Source organism: Flavobacterium sp. AK-301 (assembly GCF_058310215.1).
This window is the reverse complement of record NZ_JBZEES010000008.1, coordinates 2,712-15,003: the sequence shown is the minus strand read 5'-3', so window position 1 is coordinate 15,003 and position 12,292 is coordinate 2,712. Positions and strand designations below refer to the sequence as shown.

Sequence of the window (12,292 nt, the reverse complement as noted above, 5' to 3'; positions counted from 1 at the left end):
TGAGATTTAAAATTATAACAAATAAAATTTATCCTTTAATTTTAAGTTTCATTCCCGGTTTGATATTGTTACCACTAATACCGTTCCATTTTCTGATATTATCTACAGAAACTCCGGGATATTTTTTAGCAATTGAGAATAAAGAGTCTCCATTTTTCACAATATAGTTAGATCCTGAAACATTACTATTACCTGCAACTGCTTTATTACTGTGTATTTTTAATTTTTGACCGGCCTTGACTACATTATTTTTCATACCGTTCCATTTCTTGATATTGGTTACGGTAACTCCATATTTATTAGCAATAACTCCTAAATTATCTCCTGATCTAACAGTATGCGATGATACATTTCCTGTAGAAACAAGCTCTGTTCTTTGGGTTGTTAATTCTGGTAACGGTTTTTCTCTTTTATCAAATTCACTCTGGGCATAGGCGTATATCTTATCTTCATTAGACGCGAAAAGACCTATTTTATCAATTGGAAGTCTTAAATAATATTTTTTATCTGCAATAGCAGGGATGATGTCTAACTTATAGATGGGATTTAAAAATTGAATCTGATCAACGGGAACTTCTAATAATTGTGAAATCTGATCAAAGGTTATTTGTTTTTTCACTTCTATAGTATCTGTTGCAAAATAAGCTAATTTTGCTTTTTTAGGATTGATTCCGTGCTCTTTATGATATTCATAAATATACATTGTAGCTAAAAAAGCAGGAAGGTAACCCTGAGTTTCACGAGGAAGATTTTTTCTGATATTCCAATAATTCTGGTAACCTCCTGAACGTCGAATCGCTTTTGAAACATTCCCGGGACCTGCGTTATAGGATGCTAAAACTAAATCCCAGTCTCCAAAAACATTATATAAACTGGATAAATACTGACAGGCTGCTTCTGTTGCTTTTAACGGATCACTTCTTTCATCAACGTAAGAATTCACATCCAGATTGAACTGTTTTCCTGTAGGGTACATAAACTGCCATAATCCTGTTGCTCCAACTCTTGATTTTGCTCTTGGATTTAAAGCGGATTCTACAATAGCTAAATATTTGATCTCTAGTGGAACATCATATTTTGATAATGCTTCTTCAAACATCGGAAAATAATATTCTGAAATAGCCATTAATCTTTCAAAAGATTTTTTTCTGTTCTTTAAAAAAGATTTGATCACATTTTCCAGTGCTTCGTTATACTCAATATTGAAAGGTGTTTTAGCATTCAGTGCTTTTAAACGTTCTTTTAGCAGGGATGTGGATAAATCATAAGAAACGGTTTCATCTAAATTTACTTCTGTAATATCTACAAACATATCATCATACAGTTCTTCGTTAGACAATTCTTTTAATAAAAGACTATCTATCGTAGTTGCTTTATTATGATTCACAAAGGTTAATTTAATGGAATCCAAAGCGGAAAGCTGGTTGGATTGTAATAAATTAATTTCTTTTCCTGCACCGCTCTGAGCAAATATAGAATGGGTTAATAAAAGTAAGAATAAAGGTATAAGAGTTTTCTTATTCATGATTATAAAATTATAACTTATTATATACCAAACAATTATGTCTGGTTGGCAAACTTAATAAGTATTAAACTATTTTATTATATAAAATTTGTTAAAACTGAAAATTAATTTTGAATTGCGGCTATTCCGGGAAGTATTTTTCCTTCTAACATTTCAAGCATAGCACCGCCTCCGGTGGAAACGTAACTCATTTTTGGCTCTAACCCGAATTGTTTTACTGCAGCAACGGAATCTCCTCCTCCAACTAAGGAAAAAGCTCCTTTTGTTGTTGACTCGGCAATAAAGTTTCCTAAGGTAATGGTTCCTTTTGCAAAATTTTCCATTTCAAAAACACCTAAGGGACCGTTCCAAAGAATTGTCTTTGAATCCATTATTACTTTTTTAAAATTTTCTAATGATTTTGGACCTGCGTCGAGACCTTGCCATCCGTCCGGAATTTTATCTACGTCTACTACTATTGTTTCTGCATCGTTACTAAATGCGTTTGCTGCAATAACGTCTACGGGTAAATGGATCTGAACTCCTTTTTGTTTTGCCTGCTCTAAAATTTCAATAGCCAGTTCTTGTTTATCATCTTCACAGATAGAATTTCCTATTTTTCCGCCTAATGCTTTTATAAAGGTAAATGTCATTCCTCCTCCAATAATCAGATGGTCTACTTTGTCTAAGATATTTTCTATTACTGTGATCTTTGATGATACTTTTGATCCTCCTAAAACGGCTGTTACAGGTTTTTGACTGTTCTTTAAAACTTTATTTAAACTTTCTATTTCTTTTGCGAGTAAAATTCCGAAACATTTGTTTTCTGGAAAAAACTGAGCAATAATAGTGGTTGAAGCATGTGCTCTGTGTGCTGTACCAAAGGCATCATTAACATAAATATCGCCCAAAGCTGCTAATTCTTTTGCGAAAGTAATGTCCCCGGCTTCTTCTTCTTTGTGAAATCTTAAATTCTCTAATAATAATACTTGACCGGGTTGTAATTGTTTAGCTGCTTTTTCTGCAATTTCTCCTCTGCTGTCTTTTGCAAATAATACCTCAACGCCTAGAACTTCTGATACCTTTTTTACAATATGTTTTAATGAATATTTATCTTCTGCGCCTTTTGGCCTCCCCAAATGAGACATAAGAATAACGCTGCCGCCATCTTTAAGTATTTTTTCAATAGTGGGCTTAGCTGCCTCAATACGAGTAGCGTCGGTAACGTTAAAGTGTTCATCTAAAGGGACATTAAAATCAACTCTTATTAATGCTTTTTTATTTTTAAAATTGAAATCCTGTACAGTTTTCATTTATCTATGGTATTAAGATTATATTTTTCTAAGATCCACAAATATAAGTTATTTAATGATTTGGATATTACCGATTAACACAAAAATTATTTTGTTTCTTAGGATTTACGGTGTTTTAGAAGAAAGAGACAATAGACAAGAATGACTCCTTTGTAGTTCAATCTTTTAAATATCCTATTTCTAATTTAAATCCTGAACTATTTTTGATAATTTCTGAACTTCTTTGTTTAACTCCTGAATTGCTTTAATCATTGGAGCAATTAACTGATTATAAGATACATATAAATATTTCTCTTCGGTATTATTATCCACTCCTATAATACCTGCGTTTTCATATCCTTCTTCTTTTATGATTTTTTGTAATTCCTGAGCAACCACACCCCATGCTTTCTTTCCTTTCTTTAATTCAACAGGACGAATTTTATTGATAAAATCTAATCCCAATGTAATATCTGAAATGTTATCTTTATCTTCTATTTTATCTTTAATGTAGTAGCGCTCATCTGATAATGAATAATACCTTCCAGAAGTATAAATTCCTGTTATGTCACTGTTTCCTAATCTAACAATATTAGAACCCAGCGGTATTGCTCCGGTACCAATAGTTATCGAATTTTCAAAATTATATATAAGCATAGGGAGCACATGTGCTACATGATGATTTCCTATAGCTATATTATTATTTCCGGATATATTCCAAAAACCTGCTTCATTTCCTAAAGTAATATTATCTCTTCCGGATACATTCTGAATAGATGAAAAACATCCAAATGCAACATTAAATATTCCATCTTTGTTATATGGAAGTGAACAATATCCAACTGACGTATTATAATATCCTGTTGAATTATTAAAAAGACTAAGCGCACCTACACCTATATTTCGATATCCTGTTGTATTATCAACAAGAGAGCAAAATCCGAGTGCCGTATTATAAACTCCTTTTGTATTCCTTTTAAGCGTTTCATAACCCAGAACTGTATTGCCTACAGCTGAACCACTACCTTTTCCTACGGTTAAACCATTTATCAAAGCATCTCCTCTCACATCCAGCATAGCCATAGGGGTCATTCCTGATGCTCCAATACCTACGTTTCCTTTTTGATAAATATCCTGATCATTTGAAGTTGCACTAATTGTTCCTCCTGCTACATTCCATGGTTTAAGGGCAGCAACATTAACTTCTGCTTGTGTAGCAATTTTATTCCATTGGTTATTAAACCAATAATAATATCCTGCAATAACATTAATATTATCTCCGGTATTATAAACTAATAAACTCTCCGGTATAGCGTTTGAAGTATTGTCTAAAGGATTCGGTTCTTTAACATCTGTCAATGTTACTCTTGGAACTAGTACTCCCTTTTCTGTAGATATAACATCTAATTGTGCGTGAAAATCCGGAAACAAACCGCCAATAGAGGTCTGGGAAAACAATATACAAGAATGAAACATAAAAACCAACAATAATAATCTCATAATTTTTTATAATTATCAACTATAATTAAACAATTTATTTTAAAAAGAATATAAAATGCAACATTTCACACCAACCTTTATAGCAAAAACATTATATATTTAAGTAACTAAAGATCATTGTATAAAAATACTATTTTAACGTAATTATAATAATTCTGACACTATATTGCCACTAAAAACAAGCTACCGAACGAAAAATAATCACTTAAGAATAAAATCACATTGTTTATATAAAACAAAAAATAATATTAAAACATCTGCAATATAATAAAATACAACTTAAATGAAAATATTATTTCTTTTTTTGTTATATATAAATCAATAAATTAATATAATTTTTAATTATAAAATGGTTTGTTTTATAATTAACTTATTTTATAAAACAAGTATCAACTAAAACTCATCCATAAATTTATTTTACTTTTGTACTGCTCTTTTAAACAACTATAAAATATGTCATCACATCATATTGTTCGCGACGATCAGGAACCGGCTCTTATTATTGCCAACGGGGCAGCTTGTAGTGATGAATTACTGGGGCAGCTACTGGAATGGTCTCCTTTGGTTATTGTATTAGACTCTGCAATAGAAAGGGTTCTGAAACTGGGAATTAAAATAGATGTTCTTCTTGGAGATTTCGACAGGGATTTTAACCCTGAAATATATAAGGATTCTCAATATCCTCTGGAAATCGTATATACACCGGATCAGAATAAAACGGATCTGGAAAAGGCTTTCGATTATCTGGTTGAACGAAAAATCCCTTCTGTAAATGTAGTCTGGGCAACGGGAAAAAGAGCGGATCATACTATAACGAATTTAACGAATGTAGTACGATTTCGGGATACTCTGAAAATTGTGATCCTGGACGATCATTCTAAAGTTTTCTTATTACCGCGAAAATTTGAAAAATGGTATCCTGTTGCTACTCCTATCTCTTTAATCCCTATTGGTACGGTTTCCGGTATTGTTACCAAAAATCTGAAATATCCTTTACAGAATGAGTCTCTCATTATTGGACTCAGAACTGGCAGTAGTAATGAAGCAACAACAGACGGTATCGTTTCTATTGAACATAAAGAGGGAGATTTACTAATGATGGAATGTTTTGACTGATGAATTCTAAAATTATTATAATTCTGAAATAACAAAAACACATTATAATGTATTCCTACATCAAAAATATAAATATCTTTGCTACATGCAGTTTTCAGATATTTTAGGACAGGAACACATTAAAAATCATTTGACAACAAGTGCTGAAGCTGGAAGAATTCCACATGCACAATTATTTGTCGGACCTGAGGGAAGTGGTACTTTAGCAATGGCTATTGCTTATTCACAATATATTCTATGTGGTAATATAAATGGAGAAAATACAGGTGGAAATGAAGCCTGCAATTTGAAATTTAATGCCATTTCTCATCCTGATCTTCATTTTATATATCCTATAGCAACAAATGATGAAATAAAAAGTCATCCTACTAGTAATGCCTTTTTAAAATACTGGCGTGAATTTCTAACGGATTCTATTTATGGAAGTGTATTTGACTGGTATAAACACATCGGAATCCAGAACAAACAGGGACAGATCGGTGTGGATGATGCTCTTGAGGTTGTAAAAGCACTTTCTTTAAAATCTTATGAGGGGGGATATAAAGTAATGATTGTCTGGATGGTAGATAAAATGAATATTGCTTCTGCTAACAAACTACTGAAAATACTGGAGGAACCACCTGCTAAGACTCTGTTTATACTAATTACTGAAAATGAGGAGGATATTATACAAACGATACGTTCTCGTTGTCAGGTACTGCATTTTAATCCAATCAGCGAAAGTGTTATTGCATCGACTCTGATTGCAAAAAAAGAGGTTAATCCTAATCTGGCTCAGAAAATAGCGCATCAGTCACAGGGTAATTATAATAAAGCATTACAGATCTTAAATCAGGATAGTGAAGAACTGCCATTTGACGAATGGTTTGTTATGTGGGTTCGTGCTGCTTTCAGGGCAAAGGGAAATGCTGCGGCAATTCAAGATCTGATTGTGTGGAGTGAGAATATTGCGGGCTTAGGCCGTGAGGCACAAAAGAAATTTCTGCATTACTGTATTGATCTGTTCCGACAGGCTTTGTTACTGAATTATCAGGCAAAACCATTGGTGTATATGGAGCCTAATGTGGATAAATTCAAACTGGAGAATTTTGCTCCTTTTGTAAATGGAAATAATATCCATGCTATTTTTAAAGAGCTTTCAGATGCAATCTATCATATTGAACGTAACGGAAACTCTAAGATTATTCTGACTGATCTGTCCATCCGATTAACACGACTTATTCATAAAAAATAAATAGTTATGATAAATATTGCTGCTGTTTTAATTTTACTCTTTTTTGCACTCACTTATATACAGTCCGGTTATGAAAAAGTCTCAGACTGGCAAGGGAATATCAATTGGCTGAAAGGGCATTTCTCTAAAACGTTTTTAAAAGATTTCATTCCTGCTTCTCTTGTTATTTTAGTTATTATGGAGGTACTCTCTACTGCTTTATGTATTGTGGGAATTATTGAATTATGTATGAATCTGTCTTCTCATTTTGCATTATATGCTGCTGTTACTTCAGCAATCACACTATTAATGATGTTATTCGGTCAACGACTGGCAAAGGATTATGATGGTGCGAGAACAATTGCTATCTATTTTATTCCGGCAATTATAGCGGTTTATCTGCTTCAGTGAGGGTTTAACCGCTAAGGTCGCAAAGGTTTTTTATTTAAAGTAACACTATACTTAACTTACTATATATACTTTAATATTAATAAAATAGAATTTATATATTTACCTTATTTTTTAAATAAGAACATCACTTTATCTCTCAAAAAAACAAGAAATTAAAGTGATGTTTAAAATCAAAATAATAAAAGATTATTTTAAAATACTTCTAATTCTACTCCTGCTTGTGAACAATCTTTAACCAGCTTCAGGAATTTTTCAAGATACTCTGAACTGCCATGTAACTGAACGGCTTTCTCATCTTTATATTTTTCATAAAAAACAAAATTAGAAGGGTTTTCAGCAGATTGATACAAATCATAAATAAGACATCCTTCTTCTTGTCTGGTTTTTGCAATCTGCTCTTTGGCAGCTTCTTTGATCTGTTCTATGCATTCCGGTTTTATACTTAGTCTTGCAATAATTGTTTTTCCCATGGTGTATTAAATTGTATTTGTAAATAACAAATATATACTTTCTATTTTTATAGATCTGTTAAACAAAAATCTGTTCGTTATAATACCCTATTTTTCAAAACTTTATCTTCTAATTTCTATTGTGCCGTTTTCTGTGAGTTTGTAAGTAATAATCTCAACTTCTGGTAGCTCCAAAAAATAATTTACATCTTTTATTGTCAGGCTGTTCTTAGTGATCTCTGATGTGGTACACAAAATACTTTCCGCAATCTCATCATAAGCAATCATCTTATAATCAATTACATTATAACTCATATCATAATTGATCAGCATAGTAGGTAATTCCATTTCTCCCCGATAGTAACTGATCACTATGGTATGAAAATTTTCTGATAATTGTAATCTGTAATTAACTGTAAATTCTTCTGTTTCTTCGAAATCATCTAAAAGAATATTCTTCAGTTTAAGGAGTTGAACTTGTTTTCTTGTCAACTGATTCTTCATTTCAAAAGTATCAAAATTAGTTGAATCCACTAATGGAATTGTTTTAAAAGGATATTTTTCTAAAAAATCAAAATCAGTATTTCTATATTCTTGTTGTGTTTTTTCTTCAGAAACAGCAGGTATTATTTCAATATTTTTATTCTTCTTTTCACAAGATTGTAAACTTAAAAGAATAAATAATACAACACAAAATTCCTTTATCAATTTCATTCTTTTCATATTTCGGTTTTTCTATTATCATAACTACTTCTTTTCGTTTTTCATCATCAAAATCTAGTATCTTCAAATATAAACAATATACGAAAATACGAGACATGATATATAACAAAATAATAGTCTGTTTTTTGTGCTATTTTTAATCATTCTAAATACTGTAAAATTAGTATCTTTACAGGGAATTCATTTACAAAGAATATTATGGCAAAGAAAAAAGGAAATCTATTTCATACAACTGTTTATCTAAAAGAAAGAACGTATATCACACCCAATTATATCCGAATCACATTACAGGGAGATCAGGTACCTGAATATGCAGAAAGTACAATCGGGGTAAACAATAAAATATTTATTCCGCCACACGGACAGGATACAATACACTTTCCTGAATTTGATTTGGAACAGGAAAAATGGATCTATCCTCCTGCCGAGGTTACTCCTATTAAACGAACCTATACGCATAGAGGAATTAATATTGAAAAAAAGGAACTCATCATTGATTTTGTGGCTCATGGTGATACGGGACCGGCTTCTGCATGGGCGATTCATGCGCCAATAGGAGCTCCTCTGGGGGTTGTAATGAGCAAAGATCCTCATCCTTTATATCCTCAGGCTGACTGGTATTTGTTAGCGGGCGATGCAACGGCTATCCCAGTTCTTGCTTCAATACTGGAAGACCTGCCTTCTACAGCACGAGGAGTTGCTTATATTGAAGTTCAAAGCAAAGAGGATATCCAGAACCTAAAAACTAAATCTCAGGTACAAATAGAATGGATTTGCAATCCTACTCCGGGACAAAACAGCCAATTACCTAAAAAAGTAAAAAAAATGGTTTCTGAACTAAAAGAGACCTCTCGTTTTGCATATATTGCCTGTGAGTTTTCTTCTGTAAAAGAGCTACGTCAGTTTTTAAGAAAAGAACAGCAATGGACCGTTGATGAAATAAATGCTTATTCTTACTGGAAATTTGGTAAATCAGAAAATGATTCAGAATTGGACAGAAGAGCTGAAAGAAGTATATAAAACATAAAAAGCAGCTGTAAATTAGCTGCTTTTTTATAATAAATTATGTATTTCTATTCTTAAACAACTAGTCCTTTTTCAGCACTAAATTCTTCATAAACCTTATTAACAACAATCTCTTCAAGTACTTCAACGAGTTTATACACTTCTTCATAAGAAGTATAAAGAGCTATCGGAGCAAGTCGTATAACATTTGGCTCTCTGAAATCAGGAATTATTTTATAATCTTTTAACGCTAGACTGATACGATAAGCATCGTCATGTTCTAGACAAACATGCCCTCCACGAACTTTATCTTCACGAGGATTTCCTATGCTATATCCATATTCTGTTAATTTTTCATCGATTAAATACATTAAATAAGCTGTAATCTGTAATGATTTTTTACGAACCTTATCCATTCCGGCATCATTGAATATTTTTAAAGTTCCTTCTAGTGGTGCCATCGACAATAAGGAAGGTGAACCAACCTGAAAACCACTGGCATCGGGTTCGTGTTCAAACGTATGTAATAACTGGAACTGGGTAGCGTCTTTATTACCAAACCATCCTGCTAATCCGGGTCCTTCGTCAAAATGTTTACGGTTAATATACAATCCTCCTATTGCACCGGGTCCTCCGGATAAATATTTGTAATTACACCATACTGCATAATCGGGCTGAATTGCTTTAAAATCATGATGAACGGCTCCGATAGAATGACATAAATCCCACCCGATAATAATACCTCGTTTATGGGCTTCTTCGGTAATACGTTTCATATCCAGTAACTGACAGCTTCTGTATAATACGGATGGTAAATGTACAATTGCAACATCATCAGTCATTGCTGCAATAATATCATCTTCATCAATGAAACGTCCATCGGGACTTTTAACGACTTTTACTGCTTCATCAACTGTATATCCTTTTAATTTAACCAGACTGTCAACAGCATATCGGTCTGTTGGAAAATTCAAATCATCAACCAGAATCTTATATCTTCCTTTTGTAGGTTTATAAAAACTAGCAATCGCCTGATGAATATTCGAAGTAGTGCTTCCTGCAATAACTACTTCCTCTGCATTAGCATTAATAAGAGGAGCCATCATTGCGGCTAAATGTCTACTGTAATGATAATACTTGTTATTCTCAATATTCCACAACAATATTCCTTCTTTTTTCCATACCTCTAGAACATTTAATAATGCTTCTTCGGCGTCTTTACTACACATTCCTAAAGAATTTCCATCCATGTAGATTTCATCGGGTTGTACATAAAAACGAGATTTAAAATCTTTTAACTCATCTTCTTTATCTAATTGTTTAGAAAAATCTAAACTTAATTTAAAATTGTAATTCATTATTTATATTCTTTTTGTGTTTCTAATTTTTGAACGGAACTAAACGCTATAATGCTTATTAATCCTATTACTGCCAGTAATCCAAGCATTATAAACCCCAGATTCCAGCCTGACTTTTGAACGATCGTCATGGTTAACGGAGCTCCAAAAACAATAACGGTATAATAAACGGTATTTACGAGTGAAATATCATAACCTGTAATTTCGGGTTTATCTGATAAACTTGATGTAAGGTTCATGACTGCTGTATAACAAAAGGATATCGCTCCGGAAAAAATAAATAAATAGGGAACAAAATACCATGATGAGTTTTGTAAATAAACACTTATAAAACAGCAAACGGCTATTAATATAAAACCTGTTATTCCTACTAAAACGGGTCTTTTTAAAGTATCAATCAGGATTCCGGCAATAATTCCTGTAGGGATTCCTGCGAGACCAAAAATACTGGAATAACCATTGGCTTCAATATCTGACAAATTATAAAATCCTCCTAAAAATAAAGGACTTACTAATAAAAAGGTAAACAGAATAAAGGCCATACAGCCAAATGATAATGCTAACAACCAAAGGCTTTTATTGGATAATGCCTGTTTTAAGTAATTTGAGGAAAGATTTTTTTCTTTTTTTTCTGTCTCTACATCGTCAAATACAAAAACAACTACAAACAGATTTAAAAAAGCAAAAATACCGAGATAAAGCCATATACTTCTAAAGCCACTAAAATCGACAATCGGAACGGCAATATTGAGCATAATCATAGAAGCAAAAGCAGAATAGGTTCCAAAAATACCGAGAGCGGTTCCGGAACCACTGTCTGCAAACCAATGGCGAATATATACCATTGCAACCATCAGATACATTGAAAATGCAATGCCTTCAATTATTCTGGTAATTAACAATAAAGCATAATTATCTATTACAATATAGCCCAGAAAATTACCTAAGACTAAACAGGATAATAAAATAATCGTCAGTTTTTTAGCTCCTATCTTTGACATTACAAATCCACCTACCATTGCCAAAAGTATACCGGATACTGAAAAAATAGAGGATAACCATTGTATTTCTGCTGATTCGACACTTAATCCTAATAATTCACTAATTCCTTTTGCTACAACTGTAGGACTAAGTTTTAACTGACTTATTGAAATAGCAAAGGCTCCAAGAAAGAGAAATGTAAATTTAAACCATTTATTCTGCATTAATTCTATTTTTTATATTAAATAATTTATAAAAGATAACTAAATATAGTATAAAAGCATATAGAACCTTAAATAAATCAAATTGAATAATTTTCCTAAAAATAGGAAATAATTTAAAATAAATGGTATTAAAAAGAAAAAAAAATATTTAAAAAGTTAAAAAGAAATATTATTTGTATTAATTTTTAAAACTAATTATTTATCTAAAGTATTAATTTAAATAAAACTATATAAATTATTATAAATAAATATTTTAATATTTAAAAAAATAAAAGAGATTAGAAATTCTAGAATCGTGTTTTTATATGATTCTGAATATTCCACCCCGCCCTACGGGCACCCCTCCAAAAGAGGGGAAGTTCAACAATCTTATTTTTATCTTTTCTGATTATTTATTATTATTCTGAAAACTGAAAACGAAATATTTAACCGCAATGAACGCAAAGACTTACGCAAAGTTCGCAAAGACTTTTAAAATATTGTGGATTCTTTCTTATTGGTTATTTACTCCTTTTT

General features: G+C 31.9%; 11 protein-coding genes. 4 read left to right on the top strand and 7 right to left on the bottom strand.

What is annotated here, in order from left to right; all coding sequences use genetic code 11:
• Positions 1-28: 28 nt before the first annotated feature.
• The 3 genes from AC4FQX_RS11205 to AC4FQX_RS11195 all read right to left on the bottom strand — a co-directional run bounded on the left by AC4FQX_RS11205 (position 29) and on the right by AC4FQX_RS11195 (position 4,296).
• A complete protein-coding gene (locus AC4FQX_RS11205; RefSeq protein WP_491167787.1) occupies positions 29-1,525 on the bottom strand; it encodes a lytic transglycosylase domain-containing protein in 1,497 nt (498 codons plus the stop codon).
• A gap of 104 nt (positions 1,526-1,629) precedes the next feature.
• A complete protein-coding gene (locus AC4FQX_RS11200; protein ID WP_491167786.1) occupies positions 1,630-2,817 on the bottom strand; it encodes a phosphoglycerate kinase in 1,188 nt (395 codons plus the stop codon).
• A gap of 180 nt (positions 2,818-2,997) precedes the next feature.
• Positions 2,998-4,296, bottom strand: a complete 1,299-nt coding sequence (locus tag AC4FQX_RS11195) for a phage tail-like protein (protein ID WP_491167785.1) — start codon at positions 4,294-4,296, stop codon at positions 2,998-3,000.
• Positions 4,297-4,749: 453 nt separating this feature from the next.
• Here AC4FQX_RS11195 and AC4FQX_RS11190 point away from each other — a divergent pair, with 453 nt between their 5' ends.
• The 3 genes from AC4FQX_RS11190 to AC4FQX_RS11180 all read left to right on the top strand — a co-directional run bounded on the left by AC4FQX_RS11190 (position 4,750) and on the right by AC4FQX_RS11180 (position 7,036).
• On the top strand, positions 4,750-5,412 hold the full coding sequence (locus AC4FQX_RS11190; protein WP_491167784.1) for a thiamine diphosphokinase: 663 nt from the start codon (positions 4,750-4,752) through the stop codon (positions 5,410-5,412).
• An 85-nt stretch (positions 5,413-5,497) separates the two neighbouring features.
• Positions 5,498-6,646, top strand: coding sequence for a DNA polymerase III subunit (locus AC4FQX_RS11185; RefSeq protein WP_491167783.1), 1,149 nt, complete (start codon positions 5,498-5,500; stop codon positions 6,644-6,646).
• A 6-nt stretch (positions 6,647-6,652) separates the two neighbouring features.
• Positions 6,653-7,036 (top strand): DoxX family protein, encoded by a 384-nt coding sequence (locus AC4FQX_RS11180; protein WP_491167782.1) that lies wholly within the window; start codon positions 6,653-6,655, stop codon positions 7,034-7,036.
• A gap of 191 nt (positions 7,037-7,227) precedes the next feature.
• On the opposite strand, the gene AC4FQX_RS11175 is transcribed toward AC4FQX_RS11180, so the two are convergent.
• A complete protein-coding gene (locus AC4FQX_RS11175; protein WP_491167781.1) occupies positions 7,228-7,506 on the bottom strand; it encodes a putative quinol monooxygenase in 279 nt (92 codons plus the stop codon).
• Between the two features lie 102 nt (positions 7,507-7,608).
• On the bottom strand, positions 7,609-8,199 hold the full coding sequence (locus AC4FQX_RS11170; protein ID WP_491167780.1) for a hypothetical protein: 591 nt from the start codon (positions 8,197-8,199) through the stop codon (positions 7,609-7,611).
• Positions 8,200-8,406: 207 nt separating this feature from the next.
• On the opposite strand from AC4FQX_RS11170, the gene AC4FQX_RS11165 reads away from it, so the two are divergent.
• Positions 8,407-9,228, top strand: a complete 822-nt coding sequence (locus AC4FQX_RS11165; RefSeq protein ID WP_491167779.1) for a siderophore-interacting protein — start codon at positions 8,407-8,409, stop codon at positions 9,226-9,228.
• Positions 9,229-9,287: 59 nt separating this feature from the next.
• Here the strand turns inward: AC4FQX_RS11165 and kynU are convergent, their stop codons facing one another.
• Positions 9,288-10,571 (bottom strand): kynureninase, encoded by a 1,284-nt coding sequence (kynU, locus tag AC4FQX_RS11160; protein WP_491167778.1) that lies wholly within the window; start codon positions 10,569-10,571, stop codon positions 9,288-9,290.
• Positions 10,571-11,776 (bottom strand): MFS transporter, encoded by a 1,206-nt coding sequence (locus AC4FQX_RS11155; protein WP_491167777.1) that lies wholly within the window; start codon positions 11,774-11,776, stop codon positions 10,571-10,573. The genes kynU and AC4FQX_RS11155 overlap by 1 nt, the downstream gene beginning before the upstream one ends.
• Positions 11,777-12,292 lie beyond the last annotated feature (516 nt).

Coding starts and splice junctions, on each gene's coding strand:
- AC4FQX_RS11165 (WP_491167779.1), top strand. CDS start 8,407: ATGGCAAAGAAAAAAGGAAATCTATTTCATACAACTGTTTATCTAAAA.
- AC4FQX_RS11175 (WP_491167781.1), bottom strand. CDS start 7,506: ATGGGAAAAACAATTATTGCAAGACTAAGTATAAAACCGGAATGCATA.
- kynU (WP_491167778.1), bottom strand. CDS start 10,571: ATGAATTACAATTTTAAATTAAGTTTAGATTTTTCTAAACAATTAGAT.
- AC4FQX_RS11185 (WP_491167783.1), top strand. CDS start 5,498: ATGCAGTTTTCAGATATTTTAGGACAGGAACACATTAAAAATCATTTG.
- AC4FQX_RS11205 (WP_491167787.1), bottom strand. CDS start 1,525: ATGAATAAGAAAACTCTTATACCTTTATTCTTACTTTTATTAACCCAT.
- AC4FQX_RS11180 (WP_491167782.1), top strand. CDS start 6,653: ATGATAAATATTGCTGCTGTTTTAATTTTACTCTTTTTTGCACTCACT.
- AC4FQX_RS11195 (WP_491167785.1), bottom strand. CDS start 4,296: ATGAGATTATTATTGTTGGTTTTTATGTTTCATTCTTGTATATTGTTT.
- AC4FQX_RS11200 (WP_491167786.1), bottom strand. CDS start 2,817: ATGAAAACTGTACAGGATTTCAATTTTAAAAATAAAAAAGCATTAATA.
- AC4FQX_RS11190 (WP_491167784.1), top strand. CDS start 4,750: ATGTCATCACATCATATTGTTCGCGACGATCAGGAACCGGCTCTTATT.
- AC4FQX_RS11155 (WP_491167777.1), bottom strand. CDS start 11,776: ATGCAGAATAAATGGTTTAAATTTACATTTCTCTTTCTTGGAGCCTTT.
- AC4FQX_RS11170 (WP_491167780.1), bottom strand. CDS start 8,199: ATGAAATTGATAAAGGAATTTTGTGTTGTATTATTTATTCTTTTAAGT.